Origin of the sequence: Nonomuraea sp. NPDC050404, assembly GCF_040655495.1 — a bacterium.
GTDB lineage: Bacteria > Actinomycetota > Actinomycetes > Streptosporangiales > Streptosporangiaceae > Nonomuraea.
In genome coordinates, this window is sequence record NZ_JBFAKB010000014.1 from 288733 (window position 1) to 313290 (window position 24558).

The 24558-nt window shown below is 71.6% G+C and carries 19 protein-coding genes; 9 read left to right on the forward strand and 10 right to left on the reverse strand.

Features of this window, described 5'->3' with window-relative positions:
- Positions 1-11 precede the first annotated feature (11 nt).
- From AB0I81_RS35605 to AB0I81_RS35620, 4 genes are all read left to right on the forward strand, one after another.
- Positions 12-1340, forward strand: a complete 1329-nt coding sequence (locus AB0I81_RS35605) for an MFS transporter (protein ID WP_360665986.1) — start codon at positions 12-14, stop codon at positions 1338-1340.
- Between the two features lie 121 nt (positions 1341-1461).
- Positions 1462-2394, forward strand: coding sequence for an SPFH domain-containing protein (locus tag AB0I81_RS35610; RefSeq protein ID WP_360665988.1), 933 nt, complete (start codon positions 1462-1464; stop codon positions 2392-2394).
- A 173-nt stretch (positions 2395-2567) separates the two neighbouring features.
- Positions 2568-3275: a hypothetical protein gene (locus tag AB0I81_RS35615; RefSeq protein WP_360665991.1), complete on the forward strand. Its 708-nt coding sequence runs from the start codon at positions 2568-2570 to the stop codon at positions 3273-3275.
- A 43-nt stretch (positions 3276-3318) separates the two neighbouring features.
- Entirely contained in the window at positions 3319-3867 is a 549-nt protein-coding gene (locus AB0I81_RS35620) for a GNAT family protein (protein WP_360665994.1), read from the forward strand.
- Here AB0I81_RS35620 and AB0I81_RS35625 read toward each other — a convergent pair.
- Entirely contained in the window at positions 3864-4394 is a 531-nt protein-coding gene (locus tag AB0I81_RS35625; protein ID WP_360665997.1) for a hypothetical protein, read from the reverse strand. The two genes, AB0I81_RS35620 and AB0I81_RS35625, sit on opposite strands and share 4 nt — an antisense overlap.
- Positions 4395-4496: 102 nt before the next feature.
- Between AB0I81_RS35625 and AB0I81_RS35630 the strand changes: the two genes are divergently transcribed.
- Together AB0I81_RS35630 and AB0I81_RS35635 are read left to right on the forward strand one after the other, a co-directional pair.
- Positions 4497-4937: a hypothetical protein gene (locus tag AB0I81_RS35630; RefSeq protein ID WP_360666000.1), complete on the forward strand. Its 441-nt coding sequence runs from the start codon at positions 4497-4499 to the stop codon at positions 4935-4937.
- Between the two features lie 124 nt (positions 4938-5061).
- Entirely contained in the window at positions 5062-5388 is a 327-nt protein-coding gene (locus AB0I81_RS35635) for a hypothetical protein (protein WP_360666003.1), read from the forward strand.
- Here the strand turns inward: AB0I81_RS35635 and AB0I81_RS35640 are convergent.
- The 7 genes from AB0I81_RS35640 to AB0I81_RS35670 are packed head-to-tail and all read right to left on the reverse strand — an operon-like array spanning position 5277 to position 18906.
- A complete protein-coding gene (locus AB0I81_RS35640) occupies positions 5277-11642 on the reverse strand; it encodes a CHAT domain-containing protein (protein WP_360666005.1) in 6366 nt (2121 codons plus the stop codon). The two genes, AB0I81_RS35635 and AB0I81_RS35640, sit on opposite strands and share 112 nt — an antisense overlap.
- 45 nt (positions 11643-11687) lie before the next feature.
- On the reverse strand, positions 11688-13385 hold the full coding sequence (locus AB0I81_RS35645; protein ID WP_360666008.1) for a hypothetical protein: 1698 nt from the start codon (positions 13383-13385) through the stop codon (positions 11688-11690).
- Complete coding sequence (locus AB0I81_RS35650; protein WP_360666011.1) at positions 13382-14884, reverse strand: glucoamylase family protein; 1503 nt, start codon at positions 14882-14884, stop codon at positions 13382-13384. Before AB0I81_RS35650 ends, AB0I81_RS35645 begins: the two co-directional genes overlap by 4 nt.
- Positions 14885-14907: 23 nt before the next feature.
- Positions 14908-15729 carry a carbohydrate ABC transporter permease gene (locus AB0I81_RS35655; RefSeq protein ID WP_360666014.1) on the reverse strand — a complete coding sequence of 274 codons (822 nt, stop codon included), beginning with the start codon at positions 15727-15729 and terminating at the stop codon, positions 14908-14910.
- Between the two features lie 4 nt (positions 15730-15733).
- Positions 15734-16633, reverse strand: coding sequence for a sugar ABC transporter permease (locus AB0I81_RS35660; RefSeq protein ID WP_360666017.1), 900 nt, complete (start codon positions 16631-16633; stop codon positions 15734-15736).
- 12 nt (positions 16634-16645) lie between these two features.
- Positions 16646-17911, reverse strand: a complete 1266-nt coding sequence (locus AB0I81_RS35665) for a sugar ABC transporter substrate-binding protein (RefSeq protein ID WP_360666019.1) — start codon at positions 17909-17911, stop codon at positions 16646-16648.
- Positions 17908-18906 carry a LacI family DNA-binding transcriptional regulator gene (locus tag AB0I81_RS35670; RefSeq protein WP_360666022.1) on the reverse strand — a complete coding sequence of 333 codons (999 nt, stop codon included), beginning with the start codon at positions 18904-18906 and terminating at the stop codon, positions 17908-17910. Before AB0I81_RS35670 ends, AB0I81_RS35665 begins: the two co-directional genes overlap by 4 nt.
- 131 nt (positions 18907-19037) lie before the next feature.
- Here AB0I81_RS35670 and AB0I81_RS35675 point away from each other — a divergent pair, with 131 nt between their 5' ends.
- The gene (locus AB0I81_RS35675; protein ID WP_360666025.1) at positions 19038-19442 is read left to right on the forward strand and encodes a nitroreductase family deazaflavin-dependent oxidoreductase; all 405 of its coding nucleotides are present in this window, start codon (positions 19038-19040) and stop codon (positions 19440-19442) included.
- On the opposite strand, the gene glgA is transcribed toward AB0I81_RS35675, so the two are convergent.
- Complete coding sequence (gene glgA / locus AB0I81_RS35680) at positions 19443-20615, reverse strand: glycogen synthase (protein WP_360666028.1); 1173 nt, start codon at positions 20613-20615, stop codon at positions 19443-19445.
- Between the two features lie 195 nt (positions 20616-20810).
- Between glgA and glgC the strand changes: the two genes are divergently transcribed.
- Positions 20811-22046, forward strand: coding sequence for a glucose-1-phosphate adenylyltransferase (glgC, locus tag AB0I81_RS35685; RefSeq protein WP_360666031.1), 1236 nt, complete (start codon positions 20811-20813; stop codon positions 22044-22046).
- Positions 22047-22319: 273 nt separating this feature from the next.
- On the opposite strand, the gene AB0I81_RS35690 is transcribed toward glgC, so the two are convergent.
- Entirely contained in the window at positions 22320-22886 is a 567-nt protein-coding gene (locus AB0I81_RS35690) for a hypothetical protein (protein ID WP_360666033.1), read from the reverse strand.
- Between the two features lie 188 nt (positions 22887-23074).
- On the opposite strand from AB0I81_RS35690, the gene AB0I81_RS35695 reads away from it, so the two are divergent.
- Positions 23075-24556 carry an Nramp family divalent metal transporter gene (locus tag AB0I81_RS35695; RefSeq protein WP_360666035.1) on the forward strand — a complete coding sequence of 494 codons (1482 nt, stop codon included), beginning with the start codon at positions 23075-23077 and terminating at the stop codon, positions 24554-24556.
- Positions 24557-24558 lie beyond the last annotated feature (2 nt).

A 24558-nucleotide genomic window follows, 5' to 3' on the forward strand; every position in this document is an offset into this window, starting at 1 on the left:
GGAGCGATCCGATGGCAGGATCCACTCAACAGACCCGGCGGGTGATCCTCGCCAGCCTGATCGGCACGTCGCTGGAGTGGTACGACTTCTTCCTCTACACCACCGCGGCGACCCTGGTCTTCCCCAAGCTGTTCTTCCCGGACCTCGACCCGTTCAACGCGGTGCTGGCCTCGCTGACCACCAACGCCGTCGCGTTCGTGGCCAGGCCGCTGGGCGGCATCGTGTTCGGGCACTTCGGCGACCGGGTCGGGCGCAAGACCGTGCTGGTGGTGACGCTCCTGGTCATGGGCATCTCGACGTTCCTCATCGGCGTGCTGCCCGGCTACGCGGCCGTGGGCGTGCTGGCTCCCGTCCTGCTGGCGCTGCTGCGGTTCGTCCAGGGGCTGGGGCTGGGCGGTGAGTGGGGCGGCGCGGTCATCATGTCGCTGGAGCACGGCGACGGCCGCCGGCGCGGCTTCAACGCGAGCTGGCCGCAGGTCGGCGTGCCCGCCGGGTACGTGCTGGCCACCGGCCTGCTGACCATTCTGTCCTTCAGCATGAGCGACGCGGCGTTCCTGTCGTGGGGCTGGCGGGTGCCGTTCCTGCTGTCCGGGGCGCTGGTGTTCGTGGGCCTGTGGGTCCGGCTGAAGATCACCGAGTCGCCGCTGTTCGCCGAGGTCGAGCAGCGCGGCGCCAAGGCGAAGATGCCGCTGATCGAGGTGCTGCGCACGCACCCGCGCGCGCTGCTGTCCGCCTTCACCGCGCGGATCGGGGTGGACGTGGCGTTCTACACCTTCACCGCGTACATCATTGTGTACATCACCGGCGAGCTGGCGCTGCCCCGCTCGTACGCGCTGAACGCCGTGCTCATCGGCTCGGCCCTGCAACTCGCGCTGATCCCGCTGGCCGGAGCCCTGTCCGACCGCTACGGCCGGCGCCCGGTGTACTTCGCGGGCGTGGTCGGCGCGGCGGTGTGGGTGTTCGCGTTCTTCCCGCTGCTCGACACCAAGTCATTCCCGCTGATCGCGCTGGCCGCCGTGGTGGCGCTGGTCACCCACGCCGCCATGTACGGCCCGCAGGCCGCCTTCATCGCCGAACTGTTCAGCACCCGGCTGCGCTACAGCGGCGCCTCCATGGGCTACCAGGTCGCCGGCATCGTCGGCGGCGCGGTGGCCCCGATCATCGCCCTGCAGCTCTTCGAGATCTACCAGTCCACGGTCGCGGTCTCGATCTACGTGGTCATCGCCCTGGCCGTCACGGCCGTGGGCCTGGCCATCGCCCCGGAGACCCGCGACGTCGACCTGGCCGACGACGAGACCGACGCCTCCCCCAAGAAGCCGGCCGTGGGACCGTTCGCCTGATCTGGCGGTCGTCGGGACTGGTCCCGGCACCGAAATGCCACACTGACGCCCGTTCGCCTGAATGCCGCGAAACGGTCGCGGGCGGCGGCTGCCAACGCCGCCCGCGGCAGAAGGGTCCGCCATGAGAGTTGCCCTGGCCATCCTCGCCGCGCTCATCGTGATCCCCCTGCTCATCGGGGGCATCGGGGGCATGGAGAGCACCAGTGGCGGCGAGGTGGCCGTCGTCCGTGACGGCGGGCCGCTGGACGACAACAAGGTGCGCCAGGTGATCGACCCCGGCTCGGGCATCACCTGGACCGGCATGTGGTCCTCCACCCACCTCTACCCGGCGCAGCAGCGCTTCTACACGATCACCGCCGACACCAAGCGGGCCACCAACCTCGGGGTGGACGTGGTGACGGTGCCGAGCAGCGACGGCGTGAACCTCGGCATCGAGGGCACCCTCTACTTCACGCTCAACCTGGACCACGGGGCGCTGAAGAAGTTCGACGACAAGTACGGCACCCGTACCTTCCGCACCCAGGACAACGGCTCGCTCTACCCCTGGGACGGCGACGAGGGCTGGAGCGCCTTCTTCGGCCAGGCCGTCCGCCCGGTGATCGACAACGCGCTGCGCGGCCAGATCGGCGCCATGCGCTGCGCCGAACTGGTGCCCTCCTGCTCGCTGCTGGAGAGCTCCGCGCTCAAGCCGCAGGACAGCAACGCCAGCATCGCCAAGGTGCAGAACGCGGTCAACGCCTCGCTGGCCCGCGACCTGCCCGTCACGCTGGGCGGGAACTTCCTGACCGGGCTGCGCTTCACGCTGGCGAAGGTGACGCTGCCCGCCGACGTGCAGAAGGCCGTGGACCGCTCGCTGGCCGCCTCGGCGGCCGTCTCCGAGGCCCAGGCGAAGGTGGCCCAGGCCAAGGCCGAGGCCGAGGCAAACCGGGCCAGGCAGGACGGCTACGACAAGTGCCCGTCCTGCGCGGAGATCGAGAAGCTCAGGTCACTGCCGCAGGGCATCACCGTGTACGCGCCGGGCAACCCGCAGTCGGTGGTCGTGCCGTCGCGATAAGGCGTGCTCAGACGGGTTACGGCGCACCGAAAAGGCATCTCGGAGGGTGTTGTGACTCAATCGCCATCGATTCCTAGAACAACCACCCCCGAAACGGCATAAACTGCGCGCCTGTGAGCCTGCCTGTACGAGAACGTTCCCCCCGGCCGGGCGGCGGTCGCCACCGCCTCCCCGTGCCCACGTCCTTGCCGTCCGACGCCCCCGTGCTCATGCTCGCCACTCCCGGCGGCACCGCCGGCGTGGCCGAGGAGATCGCGGCAGTGGTGCGCGTCGACAACCCGCAGATCGAGGTACGCCTGGCGAGCGTCACCAACCTGGCAGACTCCCTGCCCGCCGGGCGTGACACCGTTGTCGTACCCCTGCTCACCTGGGAAGATCCCGTCATCATGGCGGAGATCGGCAAGGCCGTGGCGGCCAGCGGCACCGGGGCCGTCGTGACCGACGCGCTCGGGCCGCACCCCCTGCTGGCCGAGGCCCTGCACATGCGGCTGGCCGAGCGCGGCCTGGCCAGGGCCGACCGCGTACGCCTGCTGAACGTGCACAGCCCCGTGGACGCCGTCATCCTCGCCACCGTGGGCGGGCAGCGGGCGATGCAGGCCGTGCAGGCCACCGCCGTGCTCCTGGCCTCCAGGCTCACGCTGCCGGTGGTCGCCGCCTCGCTGGACAGCGAGCCCGGCGTCGAGATGGCGGCCCAGCGGCTGCGCGGCGGAGGCGCGGGACGGCTGGCCATCTCGCCCTGCATGATCGGCCACGAGGCCCCGGCGGGCATCGTCGAGCAGGCCGCGGCGGCGATCGACGCTGGCCACGCCGAGCCGCTCGGCTCACACAGCGCCGTGGCCGAACTTGTCGCGCGAGCTTACGGGAGTCAACTCGCCACTTGACAAGGGCTTGTAAAGATCACGGGACTCGCGTTACCTTCTGCGCATGCGCCGCGTGGTCTGCAATGGCGAACGACTCGGCCTCCGTGACGTGACGGAGGCCGACGTGACCGCGTTGCACGCCGTCTACGGCCATCCCGCCGCCACGCAGCACGCTCCGTTCGAGCCGCGCAGCCTGCCCGAAGTGGCCCGGCTCGTCGAGGAGGCCATGGAGGCGGCCACCGCCGAACCGCGCCGCCTGTACGTGCTGGCCGTGGTCGACGCCGGGCGCCGCGACGTCATCGGGGTGGCCCGGCTGCGGATCGAGGCCGACCTGCCGCACAGCGCGGAGATCGGGTTCGGGCTGCATCCCGACCACTGGGGGCGGGGCATCGGGACTGATCTCGTACGGCTGCTGCTGTCGTTCGGGTTCAAGCAACTCGGGCTGCACCGCATCTGGGGCGCCCGCTCCCCCGCCAACCTGCCGGGGCAGCTCGCGATGCTGACCGCGGGGATGGTGGAGGAGGGCCGCATCCGGCACCACCTGCACACGCCGCAGGGGTGGCGCGACTCGATCGTGCACTCGGCCCTCGAAGACGAATGGACCGAACGCTAGCCCTGTGCGACGGTGGCCCGCCAGCCCTCGATGACCCGGGCCGCGACCTGCGGCGGAGTGCCGTGTGTGCCGTCCACGGTGAAGTCCTCCACCCGCGCCGCGTCCAGGATGGCGGCCAATTCCCCCGCCCTGCCGAGGTGCCAGTCAAGCCCGTCGGGGTCGAGCTCATGGCGGGCCTTCAACCGGCGGTGCACCTCGGGGAGCTCGACGTGCAGCCGGCAGACGGCGAACGGTACGCCGAGCGCCTCCTCGTACCCGTGGCGCTCGGCCCGGCTCTCGATCACGCCGGCCAGCACGAGCCGCTCGGCGCCTGCCGCCAGGTAATTGGCGGCGACGGCACGCAGGTTGCGCAGGGTCAGCCTGCCGTTCCAGGGGTCGGACGGGGGCGCGGGCCAGGCGCGGCGCAGCCAGTCGAGGTCGATGACCGCGTTGGGCACGCCCTCGGCCGACAACAGGTCGCCCGCGACGTCGGCCACGGTGGTCTTGCCCACGCCCACGGACCCGGTGATCAGGAGTGCGGTCGCCATTTGCGCGATCTTACCGGCCGCCCTCGGTGCGTACGGGGTGGCGGGCGTGGGGATTGTCGGTGCGGCATCCTACGATGAGGCTCCTCACGGAGGGATAGTGACATGCTCGACTCGCTGATCGTGCCCTTGTTCGTCACCACGGACCTGCCGCCCGAGGCGGAGCTGGCCGAGTTCGGGGAGTTGCTCGCCGAGACCGCGGGCGTGCTCGGCTACGACGCGTTCCTGACGGGCAAGGTGTTCTGGCTGGACCGGCCCGTCCTGCCCGAGCAGCGCCCCGCCGCCGAGGGCGAGCTGCGCTTCGCCGGCATGCTCGGCTATCTCGCCGTCTCCGGTGCCGGGCGTACCTCGCGGGAAGTGGCCGGCGACATCCGGTCGGCGATCGGGAAGGCCGTGACGGAGCGGTACGGCGACGTCGGGGTGGCGCCGGCCGTGTTCGCGATCCGCGATCAGGACGTCCGGGAGCGCACCCCCGAGTCCGCGATCCTCGTCGGCACGCGGGAGGCGGCGGCCGAGTTGGTGAGCGCGACCAGGTCCTACCTCTAGCCGCTCTCGTGCTAGCCAGCCGGGCCATCGCATGTCATCGTGAACCGTGATCCTTCCGGCGAAATAGCACGTACGCGGCGGCCGGTGAGTGGCGGCCCCGGTTCGGCGACTTGGAGGTCCTCCGATGGCGGTGCTCGTGACGGTGCTCGGCTCGATCTGCTTCGGGCTGGTGATCGGCTGGATCACGTACGGGACGCTGCGCCACAAACGGACGGGGCCGGGGCTTTCTGAGCTGGCGGCGGTGCTGGGCGCGGTGGGTGGCGGGCTGGTGACGGCGCTGCTGGGGCAGCCCGAGGTGTTCGGGGGTTACGCCATCGGGCTGGCCGTGGGGTTCTTCGGCTATCTGGTGCTGGTCACGGTCACGCCGGACTCGAAGTGGGTGGGGGGATCGCCGCCCGCCAAGCCGATGAGCACGTACGAGGCCCAGAGGTCGGGCTCGGCTGAGCCGTAGAGCTCACGCAGTTCCAGTACGGCGGCGCGCAGGGCGTGGGCCGGGGTGGCGCCGTCGCGCAGGCGGGTGTGCAGGTCTCGGACCAGGGCCCGGGTGATCTCGGGGGACACCGGCCAGAGCGTGAGGACGGCGGAGCGGGCGCCGGCGTGCAGCAACCCGTGCTCCATCGCGGCCACACCGTCGCCTTCACGAGGCGCGGCGGACTCTTGGGTGGGCTCTGGGGCGGCCTGGTGGGCGGGGTCGTGAGCGAAACCGTGGGTGGGCTCATGGGCGAGGCCGTGGGCGGGCTCATGGGCTGGCTCATGAGCGGGGTCGTGAGCGGGGCTGTCGGCGGGCTCGTGGGTGGTGAGGAGGAGCAGGTTGGCGGTCAGGTTCGTGGTCATGAGGTGGCGGGCGGTGAGGAGGCCGTCGGCCAGGCGGATGCCCGAGGCGAACGGGTCGGCGTTGTCGTAGACGCCGTGGCAGGCCAGGTGGACCACGTCCCAGGAGCCGGGCAGGAGGTCGGAGGTGGCGTTCGCCGCGATGCGGGCCGGGGAGCCGAGTAGGGCGGCCACGTCCTGCGCCTCGCCCTCCACGACCGGGCGCGCGGCGAGGTCCTGGGTGTGACCGAGCACCAGCGAGCCGCCGCCCCGCGTATGGGGACGCCGGGTCAGGCGGGTCAGGACGGCGGCGGAGGGGGCGTAGGCGATGGGGAAACGTTCGAGCAGCGGGCGGCCGGACGGGGCGAGGGCGTGCAGGGGGACGCGGTGCAGTTCGGCGTGCGGGAGCAGGTGGAGCTGGTCGATGCCGTTGCCTAGGGCCGTCAGCACGTCCGAGAGCAGTAGGTCGGCGAGGCTGCGCCAGAGGCCGGCGCGCCGGCGGCGGGCCTCGATGTCCAGCAGGTCCGGTCGGCGGCCGTTGAGTGTGCTCAGGAAGTCGGTCAGGAGGTCGTGGCCGACCGTGGTGGGGAAGGCTCGTGGCTCGGGCCAGCCGGTGCGGTGGGCGAACACGGTCACGGTGTCCGCACCGACGTGAAACCCGAGCACCGCCCTAGCACCGCCGTCGGGTGGGGCGACGAGGGTGTCCAGTTCGGCTCTGGTGGGCGGGAGCCCTCTTCGCAGGGCGGCGTACTCGGGGGCCATGGGCTCCATGTGCCGCCACACGGTTTCGAGGTCCGACCTGGCGGCGCGGGCGCGGCGGACGAGGAGTGCGGCCTGTTCCGGGTCGCGGGTGTTGCGGGTCGCCGTCATGAGGGTCCGGACGGCTGCCCGTCCGCGCTGCTCGGCCTCCAGGAGGTCGGCGGGCACGGTGTCGTGGCGGGCGGCGGGCACGGTGTCGTGGAAGGTGGCGGGCACGGTGTCGTGGAAGGCGGCGGGGTGTTCGGGGGCCAGGTGGGTGGTCAGCCAGGCGAGTTCGGCGTGTTCCGCGTGGGTCCAGGCCGTCATGCCCAGGCCCAGGCGTACCGCCAGGCGGATCGTCCGGTCTCTGGTGTCCTCGCGGCCCAGGGCACAGGCGCGTTCGGCGTCGGCGAGGGCGGCGGGCAGGTCGCCGAGTTCCTCCGCGGCGATCGAACGGTGGTGGCAGGCTTCGGCGAGCTCCGGATCGTGACCAAGCTCGGCCAGCAGGTCGATGGCCGTGGTCAGCTGCTGATGAGCGTGGGCGTGGGGGGCGGTGGTGAGGGCCAGGGCGCCCAAGCGGCTCAGCGCGATGGCCTCCCCTGCTCGGAAGCCGATCTGTCTGGCCAGGGTGAGTGCCTCTGCCAGGTGGGCCGGGGCGTTCTCCGGCTCCAGGCGGGCGAGGGCGATCAGGGCCGGCACCGTGCCGCGTCCGTGGCCGTGGGCTCGTTCGAGGTCCAGGGCCCGTTCGACGAGTGGCCGGGCCTCGGCGGGCTCGCCACGCAGTTCGTGGACGAGGCCGAGGTCGGCGTAGGAGGCGGCGAGGTCGTCGTGCCGGTCCAGCTCCTCGTTGATCGAGATGGCCTCCCGGTAGCGGGTCGCGGCCTCGTCCAGTTCGCCGAGCCTGAGGTGGAGGGTGGCGCGGCCGGACAGCAGCGGGGCCCGTAGCGCGCGCCAGAGAGGGGCCTCGGTCAGGGCCAGCCCCTCCTCGTACGCCCTGGCGGCCTCTGACCAGCGGCCCAGGTCCGTCAGGGCGGCAGCGAGCAGGCAGAGGGACTGGACAAGTTGGGCCGGCAGCGCGGTGGGCGCGTCACGGGCCAGCTCCACCGCCCTGGCCAGCTGCCCGGCCGCCTCCTCCGCCCGGCCCAGGGCCGTGGCCGCCGCGCCGAGGTTGCGCAGGTGCTCGATCATCCGGTCGTCGCGTAGTTCGTACCCGCGGGCGGCGTGCTCGTAGGCGGCGGGCAGGTCGTCCAGGGTGCGGCAGATGGCCGAAAGCTTGGCCAGCAGGTAGGACCGGTCAGCGGCCGTCCCCAGAGGTGTGCGGGCCTCGGGTGCGGGCCCGGCCGGTGTCCGCACCCGCCGGGCCTCGGGTGCGGGCCCGGCCGGTGTCCGCGCCCCGGGTGCCTGTCCGAAGGGTGCCTGCGAGCCGGGTGCCTGTGGGCCGAGGGCCTGTTCGGCGAGGGTGCGGGCGGTTCGGAGGTCGCCGGAGGCCTCGGCCTCCTCCAGGCGCAGCCAGCCCTCCAGCCGTGCCAGTTCCTCGCCTCGCGCGCCACCCGCCCGGAGCGAGGCCACGGCCCGGCTCAGGGTGGCTCGGCCGCGGGTGAGGTCGCCCAGGGTGAGCTGGATGGCGGCCAGGCGGGACAGGGCCTCCACGTCCAGCCCTCCGGCCATGGCGGCGACCATCTCGAACGACGCCCCGGCCGACCGAAGCTCCTCGGCCACCGCCCGCTCCGACCCAACGGAGCCGGTGAGGGCGGGCTCGGCGTCCGGGGTGGTGGCGGTGCCGGTGAAGCGGGGCTCGGGTTTCGGGGCGGTGGTGGTGAAGGCGGGCTCGGGGTCCGAGATGGTGGTGGTGCCGGTGAGGCCGGATTCCAGGGCTGTGCGGGCGCGGCTGAACTCGCCGCGCGCCTCCAAAGCGAAGCCGAGCTTGATCGAGGCGAGGGCGGCCAGCCGGTTCTGCCCGGACTCGCGGAAACCGGCCATGGCCGCCTCCAGCGCCTCCACCCGTGCCCCCAGATCCCCGGTACGCGCCGCGAGGTCCGCCAGCCGATCGCGTACGACGGCCTCCTTGAAGGCGTCCCCGGCGGCCAGCCCGAGCGCCGAGTACAACCGCTCCCCCGCCGCCCGCAGCTCCCCCAGCGCCACGTCCGCCGCGGCCCGGCCGAGGGTGGCGGTGAGCAGCGCGTCGAGGTCGCCCTCGGCGGCGGCCAGCTCAAGCGCCCGGTCCAGGTCGGTCAGGGCCTCATCGACGCGGTCGAGGGCGGTCAGGCAGGAGGCGCGCAGGGTCAGCGCCGCCGCCTCCTTGCCCGGCGCCAGCAGCCCGGCGAAGGTCTCCGCCGCCGCGCCGAACACCTCTAGCCCGCGGGCGAAGTCGCCGTCCGCGTACGCCAGCACGCCCAGGTTGTAGCGGACGGCCCCGGAACCGTCCTCGTGCCCGATCGACTCATACTCCTGCCCGGCCAGCTCGAACGCGGCCACCGCCCCGTCGGTGTCGCCACGGGCGCGGCGGCGCTGGCCGATGCGGTACCACTCGTCGGCGGGTTCGCGCCGCCGCCCCCTGCGCCGCACGATCTCCACCAGCCGGGCCTCGCAGGCGGCGGCCTGCCGGTGGTGGCCGCGCACGGCCAGGGCGAGGGCGTGGGCGTCGAGCCTGCGGCAGGCTTCCTCCCACGCCCCCGCCGCCTCCAGCTCGATGGCGCACGCGGCCATGCGTTCCGCCGCCGCGGTGAGGTCGCCCTGGTCCACGGCCGCCCTGGCGGCGGGGACGAGGGCCAGGGCGGCCAGCTCGGTCTCGCCGAGCGCCATACGAAGCCCGCGGGCCCGCGCCGCGCAGGCGACCGCGGCGGCGGGGTCACCGGCCGCCAGGTACGCCTCGGCGGCGTGCTCCTGATGCTCGGCCTCCCCGTCGGCCAGCCCGGCGTCCTCGCACAGGGCGATGGCACGCAGATGGTGCTCGACGGCGCGGGCGGGGTCGCCGTTCCGGAGGTGGACGAGGCCCATGGCGGTGACCTGGAGCGCCTCCTGACCGGGCTCGCCCAGGTCGTGGTAGACGGCGGCCGACCGCCCGTACGTCTCCAGCGCCCGCTCGATCTCCCCCAGTTCCTCCCGCACCGCGGCCAGCCGGGCCAGCGTGTACGCCGCCCGCGAAGGCGCCCCCTCCGTCAGGAACGCCCGCGCCGCCCGCTCCAGCAGGCTTCCGGCGGTGTCCGCCCTGCCCAGCTCGGCCAGCCGCAGCGCCACCCCGAGCAGGAACTCGCCCGGCCTGTCCTCGCCACCCCGCTCGGCCACCCGCAGCAGCTTGAGCGTCACCTCCTCGTCCGGCAGCCGCAGCGCCAGCTCGGTCGCCACCCGGGCGAGCTGCTCGTCCACGACGGCCGGGACGTCGAGCGCGACGCTGAGCTCGGGCAGCAGGGCCGTGTCCGCCTCCCCTGCCAGGGACAGCGCCTCGGTCAGGTCCCGGGGGTCGCCCTGGGCGGAGTAGCGGGCGAGCAGGGTCCTGCACAGGATCCGCTGGGCGGGCGCCTGACCGTGGGAGGACTTCAGCGCCAGCTCCGCGCCCTGCCTGGCCGACAACACGGCCTCGCGCAGGTCCACGGCCCGCCGGTCACCGTCGGTCGCGGTGGTCACGGCGGTGGCGCGCCGGCACAACACCTCCGCGACCAGCCCGTACGCCTCCACGCGCAGATCCGCCCGCTCCCCGATCTCCAGGGCCTCGCGCAATGCGACGACCGCCTCGGTGGCGATGGCGGCGGCGATGACCTCGGCAGCCGTGGCGACGACGGTCTCGGCGGCGGTGGTCTCGGCGGTGGTATCGGGGGCGGCCATGGAGTCCGTGGTCTGGGTGAGGTCGAGGCTGAGCGCCCGCCCGAGCAGCAGCAGCGTCGCCGCCCTGGCCGGGCCCCGCTCACCCTGGACGGCCAGGGCAGCACGCGCGGCGGCGATCGGCTCGGCCGGGTCGCCGCCGGTCACGACGGCCCGCCGCAGCAGCGCGCTGGCCAGCCCGGACAGATGCCGGGGCCGGTCGGGATGACCGGCGGGCGCCCGCTCGACCGTCTCCCGCAGCGCGGCCACGGCCACGTCGAGGTCGGCCGGCGCGCCGGTCACGCCGTACCGGCGCCAGCGGCGCTCACCGAGCAGCCCGAGCCGCACCACGGGGTCGGTGCCGAGCCCGCGCGCCGTCTCATCGGGCGTCACGCGCAGGGCCTCCAGCATCTCGGCCCCGGCTTCGAGCGACCGTTCGTCGCCCGTGACGACGTACCACTCGATCAGCCCGGACGCGTACGGCGCCAGCACCCCCGGATGCGCCCACTGCTCGTGCCAGAAGTCCAGCGCGCACTGCCCGACCCTGATGAAGGCCAGCAGGTCGCCGTCGTCGTAGGAGGCCGCCGCCCGCGCCCGGGTGAGGTCGGCCAGCGCCAGCAGCGAACGCGACCTGTCCTGCCCGGCCGGGGGCGACTCCGCCGCCGCGAGATAGGCCCGCACCAGCTCCTCGTCGTCGGGCGCGGCCAGGCCAAGCGCCGCCGCCAGCTCCCCCACGTGGGCCCCGTCCCCGCCCAGCGCCGCCCGCAGCAGCACGTGCACCGCGTCGTCGATGACGTCCCGCTCGCCGGTCAGCCCGTACAGGCGCACCATGCCCGCGCCGAGCAGCCCGAGCGCGCCGGGCGCCCAGGCGGGGTCGGTGGCGCGCATGGACTCCTGGAGCAGGAACTGCCCGAGCCGGTCGCACACCTCCGTCGTCGGGTGCGTCATGGCGCGCCGGATGAGCGCCTGGATCAGCAGCCCGACGTGCCGGTACGCAGCGGGATCCACGTGCCGGAACACCTCTTCCACCAGCCCGGCCCACGTGTCGGCCGACTCGCCGGGCGGCACCTTGGAGCCGCGCAGCTTCTCCGGCAGCCGCCCGGGGTCCAGCACGGCCACGGCGGCGAAGAAGGCGCCCGCCACGGCGGCGTCCTGGGTGGTGTGCTGGTCGAGCCGGTAGCGGGCCAGGTGCAACATCCCGATCAGCCGCCAGGTGCCCGCGTCGCCGCGGTCGCCGGCGCACGCGCGCATCGCCTGCTCGGCTTCGGACAGTGCCGCGGGATCCCAGATCAGCTCGGGATCCGCGGCCTGTTCGAACCGCTCGATGCGGGCGGCCAGCGCCCCGGCCGGATCGGTCATGGGCACAGGCTCTCACCGGCGAACGTCCGCGTACAGGACCGTCACTTAGCGTGTCATTTCCACGTATGAGACGCCCGGCATCGGCAGGTCGAAGGTCAGGGTGTGGGTGGGACCCGTGATGGCGGCGGGCGCGGTGAGCTGGTCGAGGGCGTCGGCCGCGCGCAGCGCCACCCACTGCTCGCCGGTCGGCCAGTCGCCGCCGCCCATCGCCTCCCAGGCCGCCCGCACGTCGCTGTGGCCGTGGTCGATGCGATGGTGGGTGAGCGTGTACGTGCCGCGCTCCAGGCCGTCGATGGTGAGCGTGACGGTACGGGCCAGCTCGGGAGCTCCGGCGGCCTGGGCGCTGTTGAGGGTGCCGTTCCAGATCAGCACGCCGATCCGGCCGTCGTCATGCCTGGCGGCCCACGCCTCGACGCCCGCCACGTCGCCCGTCACCGAGGCCGCCAGCTCCTCCTCGCCCAGCCGGTGGGCCAGGGCGAGCGCGTGGAAGCGCGGCTTGCGCAGGTTGCCGACGGTCAGCAGGCCGAACCCGCCGTGGAAGAGCCTGGGCGGCCTGCCCAGCTCCTCGAAGTGGTCGGAGGCCACCCAGTGCGACAGCGCGGCGATCCGGCCGGCGGCCGACTTCATGCCGTGCAACACGAACGCGGCCCCGTACGGCCCGTCGCCGATGCCGTGGAAGTGGGTCGGCGTGGGACCCCACTCGGTCCACCAGATCGGCACGTCACGCCCGTACCGGGCCAGAACGGGCCGCCAGTCGAGCGGGGCGTTGCCGTAGGTGTGGGTGGAGACGAAGTCGAGCGCCGCCCCCGATTCGGCGACGTGGGCGAGCAGTTCCTCCACCCAGCCGCCGGCGGCCGAGGCGGGGCCGCCGACGCGCAGGTCCGGGTGCACGTTCTTCACGGCGGCGGCGGTGACGTCGTAGAGGAGGAGGTACTCCTCCCGGGTGCCGGACCAGAAGACCTCCAGGTTGGGCTCGTTCCAGACCTCGAAGGACCAGTGGTCGACCAGCTCGTGGATGCCGTACCTGGTGGCCAGGTGCTCGACGAGGGCCCGTACGAGATCTCCCCACGCCTCGTAGTCCTTGGGCGGCGAGATCACGGCCTCGTACTCGAACACCGTCATGGACGGGTCGGCGGCCAGTTCGCGGGGCATGTACCCGAGCTCCACAACGGGCCGCAGCCCCAGCGAGACGACCCGATCGTAGACGGCGTCCACGCCGGAGAAGTCGTAGACCGCGCCGTGCCGGTAAACCCCGAGGTCGTCGCCGAGGATGGCATGCGCCCTGACGGTCTCGGCACCGAGCTGGTCACGCACCATGCGCAGCGCACCCGCCAGCTCCTCACCGATCGGCCGGCCGCCGGTCTCGTCGGTGCTGAGCAGCAGGGACAGATGCTCGGAGCCCACCATGTACGCCCACGGCCGCGGCAACTCCCGCGTCACCCGCCGCGCGTCCACCTCCACCATGACCGCGGCGCCGTCAACGGCGGCCAGCGGCGCGGCCTCGACGGGCTCCGAGAAGGGCCCCTGCTCGGGAGTGAGCGCCGCCACGGTGTAGCGGGCCGCCCCATGGCCGGTGTCCACGAACCGGCAGGACGGCACCGCGGGCACATCCACCTCCGGCGGCACGGCCCGCGCGCCGTCCCTGTGCACGAGGTAGCCGATCGCACCGGGGACGGGGTCCCAGGTCAGCGTGACATGCCCCGCTCCGGGGATCGCGCGCAGGCCGATGGGTGCCTGATTCATCCGACCTTCCATTCTTCGAGACGCATCACCGGCCGCAGCCGGTCCGCCACGCCGGAGGCGGCGAAGTAGCGGTGCAGGTTGCCGTCCGTGAGGACGTTGCCCAGGGCGGCCATGGCCATGCCCTGGTCGAGCGCGAGGTACCACTTGGACACGACACCCGAGCGGACCGCGATCGCGTCGTAGAAGCCGCCGGGGCCGTAGGCGTCGAAGTCGCGGCGGAGCTTGGCCAGGTTGTCCAGGGCGGCGGACTTGGCGTACGGGAGGGCCAGGAAGCTGGCGTGCGGCGTGACCACGCCGTCCCCCCACGTCTCGGGCAGCGGCTGGGCGGGGCGGCAGCCCTCGTAGCCGGGGTCGACGCTGGTGCGTTCGCGGTCGGAGGGGTAGCCGGGTTCGTCCATGCCGAGCTGGTCCACGCCGTAGACGTTGTAGCCGCCGTGCGGGTCGTTGGACGGGGAGAAGCCCCAGTAGCCGTACTTGGCCTCCTTCAGGCCGTGCTCGATCTGGCCGCGGACGAAGACGGGGTGGTTGCGGCCCCAGCTCTTGCGTGCCCACGTGGACTCGGGGACCACCAGGTCGGGCATGAGGGCCTCGAACATCGAGCCGCCCCAGACGGGGACGTACCGCATGCCGCGGTACTCGTAGGTGCCCTCCCAGACGTTGACGCCCAGGTGCCGCTGCCACTCCCCGACGGGCTTCTGCTCCTGCCAGCCGAAGTCGCAGGCGTTGTCGGGAAAGGTGCGGTAGGGGCCGAAGTAGCTCTCGGGCGGGAGCTGGCCGAGCGCGATGCCGATGTACTGGCCGATGCGCGTCTCGGCGGGGGCGCCGTAGTGGTGGCAGGTGGAGTAGACGGTCACGCCGGTGCCGGCGTAGTCGGTGGGGGTGTTGCAGTCCCTGGGCGGCGGCTCGGGCCAGAAGCCGCCGCGCAGCAGGCCGGTGCCGGCGTCGGGGCGGGCCGCCGGGTCGTAGTACGCGGTGAAGTCCATCGAGGTCAGCAGGGCGTTGGCCTGTTTCGCGGTGGCGGGGATGGCGTTGCGGACCATCATGAGGGCGCTGGCGAGCCAGCCGTTGTCCACGCTGGAGGCGAACGGGTGGATGGGGTCGCCCGAGTCGGGGAAGGCGGTGGCGAGCTGGAGGGTGGCCGGGTCGTACCAGTTGTAGTACTGGCCGGTGGGAGCGTTGCGCTCCATTTTGGCCAGGGCGTCCAGCACCCTGCCGGTCCTGGCGGCGGCGTCGCGGGCGGTGATCAGGCGCAGGTCGCGGGCGACGAGCGTGCTCCACAGGTACGTGCCGATGTTGGTGGGTGAGGTGATCTTGGCCCTGGTGGTCAGGTCGCCGGTCACCTTGTCGGCGGGCAGGCCGGTGGCGGGCTCGACCATGGCGGCCATCGACCGCCAGGTGTCCCTGGCGTAGCGGTGCAGGGTGCCGTCCCCGGCGAGCGCGGGGGTGGCCGGCACGGCTAAGGACAACACGAGTGATGCGGTCAGGACCGTCTTGCGCATGGGGTGCTCCTCTTGTTCGAGGCTTACTTGAGGCCGGTGGTGGCGATGCCCTGGATGAAGAAGCGCTGCAGGAAGACGAACAGGAACAGGATCGGCGCGATCACCACGACCGACCCGGCGACCAGCAGGTTGTAGTGGGTGCCCTCGTTGCCGTTGAGGATGTTCAGCGCGACGGGCAGGGTGTACATGTCCTCGCTCTGCGCGACCACGGCCGGCCAGAGGAAGTTGTTCCACGAGCCGAGGAACGTGATCAGCCCCAGCGTGGCCAGCGGCGGACCGCACAGCGGCAGGACGATCGTGAAGAAGATGCGCAGTTCCCTGGCGCCGTCCACCCGGGCCGCGTCGATCAGCTCGTCGGGCAGGTCGGAGATGAACTGCCGCATCATGAACACGCCCAGCGGCGCCACCACGGCCGGCAGGATGATGCCGGCGAACGTGTTCACCAGGCCGAGCCTGGCGATCAGCACGAACTGCGGCATCACGAGCACGATCGCCGGGATCGCCAGCTGCATGAGCACGAGGGTGAAGGCCAGGTTCTTGCCGCGGAAGGGCAGCTTGGCGAAGGCGTAGCCGGCCATGGAGCAGAACAGCAGGTTGGTGGCGACGAGCACGAGCGCGATGAGCGTGCTGTTGACGAACGCGGTGCCGAGGTCGACGCGCTCGAACAGCTCGGCGAAGTTGCCCAGCGTCCACGTCTCGGGCCAGAACGTGGGCGGGTCGCGCCTGATCTCCCGTTCCGGCTTGAACGAGCCGAGCGCCGTCCACAGGAACGGCCCGGCGACCAGCGCCAGCCCGAGCGAGAGCCCGAGGTAGATCACCGCGCGCTGGCGGCGGGTACGCCTCATCGCCTCATCGCCGCCTCCCCAGCCGCAGTTGCAACACGGCCAGCGCCACGATGACCGTGAACAGCACGGTCGAGGCGGCGCCGGCGTAGCCGTAGTTGCCGACGCCGAACTGGCCGAAGATGGCCAGCGAGGCCGACAGCGTGGCGTTCAGCGGCCCTCCCCTGGTCATGACCAGCGGCTCCTCCAGGAACTGCATGAAGCCGACCGAGGTGTAGACCGTGCAGAACAACAACACGGGCCGCAGCGCGGGCAGGGTCACCGAGTGGAAGCGGGCCCAGCGGCCGGCGCCGTCCACCTCGGCGGCCTCGTACAACTCCCTCGGGATGGTCTGCAGGGCGGCCAGCAGCACCACCATGTCGAAGCCGAAGCTGCGCCAGGCCGTCATCACGATGATCGAGCCCAGCGCGGTGCTCTCGTTCTCCAGCCAGTTCGGCCCCTGCACGCCGATCAGCTCCAGCAGCCGGTTGACCAGCCCCGCCTCCGGCTCCAGCAGGAACTTCCAGGCCACGGCGACGCCGATGATGCTGGTGATGGTGGGCAGGTAGTAGCCGAGCCGGAAGAACGCGGCGGGCAGGCGGGCGATGCCCGAGTTGAGCAGCACGGCGGCGGCCAGCCCGATCCCGATCGTCAGGGGCAGCGCGGTGAGCACGAACACGACGGTGTTGAGCGCCGCCCTGCGCATGGCGCCGTCGTTCATCAGCCGCAGGTAGTTCTCGGCCCCGACCACGTTGACGGCCAGCGGGTCGGCCACGTCGGTGCTGCGCAGGTCGGTGAAGCTCATGCCGATGCCGACGAGCAGCGGCCCGAGGTAGAACACCGCGAACAGCACCACGAACGGCGTGATGAACAGCCAGCCGACGCCCGACGCGCGTAAGACGCCGCCGATCCGTACTCTCGTCGTCACCGCCATGGCGGGTCAGAGGCCGGTGCCGATCGTGGCGGCCTGAGACTGGATCGCCTTGGCCGTCTGCTCGGGCGTGGACCGGCCGCGGGCCAGCTTCTCCAGCTCGGCCTCCAGCACCCTGGCCACCTGCTCCCAGGTGGGGAACGGCGGCGGCGTCTTGGCGTCCTTGAGCTGCTCGCCGAAGACCGCGAGCTGCTGGTCGGCGCTCAGCTCGGGCTCCTGCCAGGCCGCCTGCACCGCGGGCAGCGCCTTGACCGTGGTGTACCACTTGGCCTGCACCTTCGGCTCGCTCAGCCATTTGATGAACGTCCAGGCCGCGTCGCGGTTCTTCGCCTTCTTGAACACCGCCATGTCCGCCCCGCCGACGAAGCTCGTCGCCGACACCGGGCCCTTGGGGTAGGGAGCGACGTCGAACTTGTCCTTGAACTCCGGGCCGCCGTCGTTGTTGAGCACGCCGATCATCCACGGCCCCGAGAAGAAGCCGCCGACCGAGCCCTTGATGAAGGTCTGCGGGAAGGCGTTCGCGGGCGTGTCGGTGGGGGCCAGCTTCTGCCTGAACAACGACTCGTACTGCTTGAGCGCGGTCACCGCCTCGGGCGTGTCGAAGGTGTACGCGCCGTCCTTGACGATCTCGCCCCCGGCCTGCCAGATCAGCGGCAGCACCTCCTGCCAGGACGCGCCGAGGGTGTAGCTCTGGTTGAAGCCGCTGCTCGCGCCGCCCTTCTCCTTGAGCGCCTCGACGAACGCGGTGAACTCCCGCCAGGTCTGCGGCGGTTCAACCCCGGCCTTCTTCGCCTGGTCGGTGCGGTAGTACAGGACGCGGGTCTCGACGTACCAGGGGACGCCGTACGCGGTGCCGTTGATGTCCACGGTCTGCCACGCGCCGGGGAAGAAGGCCGCCTTGTCCACCAGGTTGCCCGGCGTCGGCTCCAGCGCGCCGGTCTTGGCCAGCTCGCCGGACCACGTGGAGCCGATCATGCTCACGTCGGGGGTGGCGCCGCCCGCGATGGCCGCGGTGATCTTGTCGTGTGCCACGTCCCAGCCGATGGCCGTCACGTTGACCTGCACGCCGGGGTTGGCGGCCTCGAAGTCCTTGACGAACGTGCCGAGCGCCTTGCCCTCCTCGCCCATCGCCCAGACCGTGACCTCCCCCGCGGCCTTGCCGGTCGTGACGTCCTGCGCCTGCTCGGGCGCCCTGTCGGCGGCGCGCCCGCAGCCCGCGGCCGCGATCGCGAGGGCCAGCGCGCCCGCGGCGGCCCGCCGGATGGTGATGTTCACGCCTCTACCTCCTGGGGGTGGTGACCGCAACTGGCGCGGATGACCAGCTCGGTGGTCAGGATGAGGTGGCTCGGTTCCTCGCGGGCCCCGGTGATCAGCTCGTCCAGGGCGCGGGCGGCGCGGGCGCCGAGCTGACGCATCGGCTGCCGTACGGTGGTCAGCGCGGGCCTGGCGTGGCGGGCGGCCATGATGTCGTCCCAGCCGGTGACGGCCACCTCCCCCGGCACGTCGAGGCCGAGTCCCTCCGCGGCCAGCAGCGCGCCCAGCGCCACCTCGTCGTCGGAGCAGATGATCGCGCGCGGCCTGCCGCGGCCGGCGAGCAGCTTCCTGGCCGCCTCGAAGCCGCACTCCACGGTGTACTGGCCGGTGTCCACGGCCTCGATCGCGCCGCCGAGCGCCGCGTGGACGCCCTGCCAGCGCTCGTCCACGTCGTCGCGGCTGGTCAGCGGGGCGCCGAGGAAGGCGAAACGTTCGTAGCCGTGGCCCTGGAGATGCCCGGCCAGGGCCCGCGCCGACGAGGTGTTCTCGCTGCGCAGCGTGTCGGCGCCGGGGAGCGGGTCGCGGGAGACGAACACCAGGTGCATGCCCAGCCGTACGAGCTCGGTGACCAGCGGCTCCGGCACGGTGTGGCCGAAGATCAGCAGGCCGTCCACCCGCCCGGCCAGGTCCTTGATCAGGTCGTTGACCTTCGTGCGGCCCTTCGTGGACAGGACGATCACCGAGCGGCCCAGCTCGGAGGCGACCTCCTCGTAGCCGAGCAGGACCTCGGCGTAGTACGGGCCCGCCAGGTCGGGGAAGACGACGCCGTTGGCGGCGTGCCGGCCCTCGGCCAGGCTGACGCCCAGGCGGCTGGGCGTGAAGTTGAGCTCCTCGACGGCCTTGAGCACCTTCTCCCGCGTCCTGGCGGCCACGGGGCCGGTGCCGCGCAGGGCCCTGGACACGGTCGCGATCGACACGCCCGCCCGCTTGGCCACTTCATAGATGGTCACGTCCATGGAGCCGTCCCTTCGTGTAAGCGCTTTCGGAACGCGAAGGGTGGAAGCGCTTACACCCAGCCACGGTAACTTCTCGTCCAGGGCGCGTCGAGGGCGGTGAGGTCGCGGCGGCGACGGGTAGATCTGTCCGCATGCTGTTTGGCAAGGAACATGTGCGGCGCTATCAGGAAACCAACGGCGCAGAAGGGCACGACTGGAACAACACCGTCGTCCTGCTGCTGACCACCAAGGGCCGCAACTCCGGCAAGCCCTACACGACACCCCTCATCTACCAGCCCTTCGGCGGCGACCACCTGGTGGTGGCGTCTTATGGGGGCGCTCCTGACCATCCGCAGTGGTACAAGAACCTGGAGGCCGACCCTGAGGTCGAGGTGCAGGTCAAGGGTGAGAGGTTCCGGGCGCGCGCCCGCACCGCCACCTCCGGGGAGAAGCCCGAGATGTGGCGGGTGATGGCGAGCACCTGGCCGCAGTACGACGAGTACCAGCAGAAGACCGACCGGGACATTCCGGTGGTCGTGCTCGAACGAGAGCGCTAGTTACTTCCCCAGCGAGGCGTACAGGTCGAGGGTGCGCCGGGCGATGCGTTCCCAGGAGAAGTGGTCGATCGCGCGCGCCCGGCCCGCCTCGCCCATCACGCGTGCCTTCTCCGGATCGCCGAGCAGCGCGTTGACGCGCTCGGCCAGGTCGGCGGCGAAGCGATCGGGGTCGTGCGGGGTGCCGTCGGGCCCCTGCGAGATGGGCACCAGCAGGCCGGTCTCACCGTCGGCCACCACCTCGGGGATGCCGCCCGTCGCCGTCGCCACCACGGCCGTCTCGCAGGCCATGGCCTCCAGGTTCACGATCCCCATCGGCTCGTAGACCGACGGGCACACGAACACCGTGGCGTGCGTCAGGAGCTGGATCACCTCCGACTTGGGCAACATCTCCTGGATCCAGAACACCCCGTCGCGGTCGAGGCCGCGCACCAGCCCGGTCACCTCGGCCGCGATCTCCGGCGTGTCCGGCGCGCCCGCGCACAACACGAGCTGCGCCGCCGGGTCGAAGGCGCGGGCCGCGTGCAGCAGGTGGACCAGGCCCTTCTGGCGGGTGATGCGGCCGACGAAGACGACGTACGGCCTGCCGGGGTCCACGCCGTGCTTGGCCAGGACGCCGGTGTCCCGGTCGGGGGCGTACTGGGCGGTGTCGATGCCGTTGTGGATCACGCTGACCCGCTCGCGCGGGATCTCCGGGTAGGCGGCCAGCACGTCGCGCCGCATGCCCTCCGAGACCGCGATCACCGCGTCGGCGGCGGCCAGGGCGGTGCGCTCGGCCCACGACGAGATCGTGTAGCCGCCGCCGAGCTGCTCGGCCTTCCACGGGCGCAGCGGCTCCAGGCTGTGCGTGGTGACCACGTGGGGCACGCCGTGCAACAGCTTGGCGACGTGGCCGGCGAAATTGGCGTACCAGGTGTGGGAGTGCACGACGTCGGCGCCCTGGCAGGCCGCGGCCATCTCCAGGTCCACGCCGAGCACCTGCAGCGCGGCGTTGGCCTCCGCCAGCCCGCCCGGCACCCGGTAGGCCGCGACGCCCGGCTCGTCGCGCTCGGCCCCGAAGCAGCGCACCCGCACGTCGGCCAGCGCCCGCAGCTCCCTGGCCAGATATTCCATGTGCACGCCGGCCCCGCCGTACACCTCGGGGGGATACTCCCGGCTGAGCAGATCAACACGCATGAGAAGACCATACGGCCGCCCGTGTACGGCGGTCCTTCGCGGGGCGCAAGTTTTGCACCAACGATCGACTCGCACGGGAGTTAGCCGATATCGGCGGCGTCCGTTCGTACATTGAGCCCCAAATCCGGACACGAAGGAGGTTCACGCTGCGGGGTTTCGTCGATAGATCGGCCATTTGAGGGTAGCGTCCTGGACATGAGGTCCCGGAGGGTACTTGCGGTTGTGCTGGCAGGTGGAGAGGGCAAGAGGCTGATGCCGCTCACGGCGGATCGGGCGAAACCGGCGGTGCCGTTCGGGGGGATGTATCGGCTGATCGACTTTGTGCTGTCCAACCTGGCGAACGGCGGCTTCCTGAAGATCGTCGTACTGACGCAGTACAAGAACCACAGCCTCGACCGGCATGTCTCCCAGACCTGGCGGCTGTCGGCGATGCTGGGCAACTACGTCACCCCCGTTCCCGCGCAGCAGCGGCTCGGGCCACGCTGGTTCTCCGGCTCGGCCGACGCGCTGTTCCAGAATCTGAACCTGATCTACGACGAGATGCCCGAGCACGTGATCGTGTTCGGGGCCGACCACATCTACCGGATGGATCCGCGGCAGATGGTCGAGCAGCACGAGGACTCGGGCGCCGACGTGACGGTGGCGGCGATCAGGCAGCCGCTGTCGCTGGCCGACCAGTTCGGCGTGATCGAGACCGACCCCGAGGGCCGCAGGATCGTGGCCTTCAGGGAGAAGCCCAAAGACGCGGTGGGGCTGGCCGACTCCCCCGACGAGGTGTACGCCTCGATGGGCAACTACGTGTTCAAGACGCAGTCGATGATCGACGCGCTGCGGGAGGACGCGCTCGACCCGACCAGCAAGCACGACCTGGGCGGCAACATCATCCCCATGCTGGTCAAGTCGGGCGGCGCGGACGTCTACGACTTCGCCAACAACATCGTGCCCGGCTCCAGCGAGCGCGACCGCGGCTACTGGCGCGACGTCGGGACGCTGGACGCCTACTACGAGGCCCACATGGACCTCATCTCGGCGCATCCGGTGTTCAACCTCTACAACGACAAGTGGCCGATCTTCACCGGGCACGACCCGCTGCCGCCGGCCAAGTTCGTGCACAACGACGGTGACCGGGTGGGGCGGGCGATCGACTCGCTGGTGTCCCCGGGCGTGATCGTCTCCGGTGGCACGGCGCTCAAGTCCATCCTGTCGCCCAAGGTGGTGCTCCACTCGCATTCGCTGGTGGAGGACTCGGTGCTGATGGAGAACGTGAAGGTCGGGCGGGGCGCGATCGTGCGCAAGGCGATCATCGACAAGAACGTGGTGATCCCTGACGGTGCCCGGATCGGGTTCGACCTGGAGTACGACCGCACGCGGTTCGCGCTGACGCGGGGCGGGGTCGTGGTCATCGGGAAGAACGAGATCGTCGACCGCTGACCGTCCCGCGGGCCCCGGGTGGGCGTCTCGCGGGGCCGCCGGTTGTCTCGCGGTCCCGCTGGCGTCTCGCGGGGCTCGGGTGGGTGATGCCCGCCCGGGCCGGGGGCTCGGCGGCGGGTCATGCGCGTGCCAGGGGGTGCGCTTCGCCGCTCGGGGCGGGGGTGTACAACCGACGAGGTCCCGGGTCACCGTGACAGTGCCCCGGGACCGGACCGGAGTGGCATCCGGGAACCGATCGGATCAGATGCCGTCAGATGCCGTGCCGGCCGTTGCTCAGAAGCGGCCGAGCAGGGTGCTGGGCAGGCCGTAGCTGTCCACGCCGCGCGTGCCCCAGCCGCCGCGCGTGCCCCAACCGCTGTCGCTGACGTTCCGTACGCCCCAGTAACGGCCGTGGTCGTGGCCGTGGCCGCCGGTGCCCCAGCTACCGTTGCCGCCCCAGTTACCGTTGCCGCCCCAGGCCCCGTTACCGCCCCAGAGACCGTTGCCGCCCCAAGAGCCGTTGCCGCCCCAGCTGCCGTTGCCGCCCCAGCTGCCGTTTCCGCCCCAGCCGCCGTTGCCGCCCCAGCCGTTCCAGTGGCCGTTGTCGCCGTGGTGGCCGTCGTCGTGGCCGTCGTCGGCGTGGCCGTTGTCGCCCCAGTTGTTGTCGTCGTGCTGGCCCTCGCACGCGTCGGCGTCGCGGCGGCCCGCGTACACGCCCCAGCCGTCGATGCGCAGCGAGTGCGTGCTGTCGGCCACGCTCAGGTCGCACTTGACGGTTCCGGCGCTGGCCGGCGTGGCGATGGCGACGATCGTGGCGGCGGTGATGAATGCACCACTCGCCGCTATGAACTTACCTTTCATGATCTCCCCCTGTAGTCACGATGTGACAGGCGTAAATCACTGTACGTAGTCAATCCCGGAACGCCGTGTAACGCCACGCCCGGAACGTCTCGTCGCTTTGGCGCCTGATCGGGCCGACTCGTGGACCGCATTTTGGGTCTTGATGCCTCCGCACTTAGGGATCACTGTGAACGGCAGGAGGCATGGAGATGTCGCACCCACTCGGAGTCAGCCGCCCGGACCTCGAAGTCACCGATCTGCCCACGCCTGAGGAGGTCTTCAAGGTCTCCAAGATCGGCCCCAAAGAACTCGTCAAGTACGCCATCGGCCCGAGTCTCATCGCCCTCGGCATCTCGATCGGCAGCGGCGAATGGTTGCTCGGCCCCCTCAACGTGGGGCAGTACGGATTCGTCGGCGTCGGCTGGGTCATCGTGGTGTCGGCGCTGCTACAGACCTTCTACAACGTCGAGTGCTCCCGATACGTCATCGCGACCGGCGAGACTCCGGTGGTCGGCTGGGGCCGGGTGCCACCCGGATGGATGTTGTGGGTGCCGCTGTCGGTGCTCATCATCATCTTCGCGTTCATCGCGGGCGGCTGGGCCGCCTCGGCGGGACAGGGCGTGTACGCGCTGATCCACGGCGTGCCCCCGGCGGCCGACAACCTCGAACCCCGCTGGTGGGGCGTCGCCCTGCTGGTGCTGGTCTTCCTCATCACCGCCGCCGCCCGCCGCATCAGCCGCACCCTGGAACTGGCCAACTGGATCATGGTCGGCACCATCCTGCTCGCCCTGCTGGCCGTGGACCTGCTCGTGGTGCCGTTCAGCCAGTGGTGGGAGGGCATCCTCGGCTTCATCACCCCGGCCGCCCCGCCCGCCGGGATCACCGCCACCCAGCTCGGCGCCCTGGCCGGGTTCACCGCGCTGGCCTCCGGCCTGAACTGGTACATCATGGGCCACTACCGCGACAAGGGCTACGGCATGGGCTACCGGGTGGGTTATCTGTCCGGCCTGCGCGGCGAGCGGACCTCGGTGCTGGCCAGCGGGGTCACCTTCCCCGACGACGAGCGCAACCGGGGCCTGTGGCGCCGCTGGTACCGGCTGCTCATGGTGGACATGTGGGGCGTGTTCTTCGTCGGCGCCATCCTCGGCATGCTGCTGCCCACGATCCTCATGGCGCAGGCCGTCACGTTGTCCGGCGGTGAGAAGCCGACCAGGGCGAACGTGCCGACGTTCGTGGCCAGCGCGCTCGGCGACGCCTACGGGCAGGTGGCCTTCTACGTCGCGCTCGTGGTCGGGGTGCTGGTCCTGTTCTCCACGCAGCTCGGCATCTTCGAGGCCATGGTGCGGGTGACGACGGACGCGGCCAACGCCACCAGCCCGCGCCTGCGGCGGCTGATCGAGGGTGACCCGCGCCGGTTCTACTACCCGTTCATGATCGTGCTGCTGGTCATCATCTCGTTCATCATCTTCCAGTCGCTGCCGGTGGGGCTGGTGGAGTGGTCGGCGAACATGTCGAACCTGGGTGCGCTGCTGTATCCGTTCATGCTGATGTACCTCAACAGCAAGCTGCCGCGCCCGGCGCGCCCGCGCCCCTGGCACTACGTGATCCTCGTGCTCAACTTCCTGTTCTTCGGCTTCTTCTTCGTCAACTTCATCGCCGACTTCGTGGGTGAGCCGCTGGTGACGTTCTGAGT

What these genes read in the sequence shown, in the direction of transcription:
- AB0I81_RS35675 (WP_360666025.1), top strand. Translation starts at nt 19,038, where the DNA reads ATGCTGTTTGGCAAGGAACATGTGCGGCGCTATCAGGAAACCAACGGC.
- AB0I81_RS35645 (WP_360666008.1), bottom strand. Translation starts at nt 13,385, where the DNA reads ATGAATCAGGCACCCATCGGCCTGCGCGCGATCCCCGGAGCGGGGCAT.
- AB0I81_RS35625 (WP_360665997.1), bottom strand. Translation starts at nt 4,394, where the DNA reads ATGGCGACCGCACTCCTGATCACCGGGTCCGTGGGCGTGGGCAAGACC.
- glgA (WP_360666028.1), bottom strand. Translation starts at nt 20,615, where the DNA reads ATGCGTGTTGATCTGCTCAGCCGGGAGTATCCCCCCGAGGTGTACGGC.
- AB0I81_RS35650 (WP_360666011.1), bottom strand. Translation starts at nt 14,884, where the DNA reads ATGCGCAAGACGGTCCTGACCGCATCACTCGTGTTGTCCTTAGCCGTG.
- AB0I81_RS35640 (WP_360666005.1), bottom strand. Translation starts at nt 11,642, where the DNA reads ATGACCGATCCGGCCGGGGCGCTGGCCGCCCGCATCGAGCGGTTCGAA.
- AB0I81_RS35670 (WP_360666022.1), bottom strand. Translation starts at nt 18,906, where the DNA reads ATGGACGTGACCATCTATGAAGTGGCCAAGCGGGCGGGCGTGTCGATC.
- glgC (WP_360666031.1), top strand. Translation starts at nt 20,811, where the DNA reads ATGAGGTCCCGGAGGGTACTTGCGGTTGTGCTGGCAGGTGGAGAGGGC.
- AB0I81_RS35620 (WP_360665994.1), top strand. Translation starts at nt 3,319, where the DNA reads ATGCGCCGCGTGGTCTGCAATGGCGAACGACTCGGCCTCCGTGACGTG.
- AB0I81_RS35690 (WP_360666033.1), bottom strand. Translation starts at nt 22,886, where the DNA reads ATGAAAGGTAAGTTCATAGCGGCGAGTGGTGCATTCATCACCGCCGCC.
- AB0I81_RS35655 (WP_360666014.1), bottom strand. Translation starts at nt 15,729, where the DNA reads ATGAGGCGTACCCGCCGCCAGCGCGCGGTGATCTACCTCGGGCTCTCG.
- AB0I81_RS35610 (WP_360665988.1), top strand. Translation starts at nt 1,462, where the DNA reads ATGAGAGTTGCCCTGGCCATCCTCGCCGCGCTCATCGTGATCCCCCTG.
- AB0I81_RS35630 (WP_360666000.1), top strand. Translation starts at nt 4,497, where the DNA reads ATGCTCGACTCGCTGATCGTGCCCTTGTTCGTCACCACGGACCTGCCG.
- AB0I81_RS35605 (WP_360665986.1), top strand. Translation starts at nt 12, where the DNA reads ATGGCAGGATCCACTCAACAGACCCGGCGGGTGATCCTCGCCAGCCTG.
- AB0I81_RS35635 (WP_360666003.1), top strand. Translation starts at nt 5,062, where the DNA reads ATGGCGGTGCTCGTGACGGTGCTCGGCTCGATCTGCTTCGGGCTGGTG.
- AB0I81_RS35695 (WP_360666035.1), top strand. Translation starts at nt 23,075, where the DNA reads ATGTCGCACCCACTCGGAGTCAGCCGCCCGGACCTCGAAGTCACCGAT.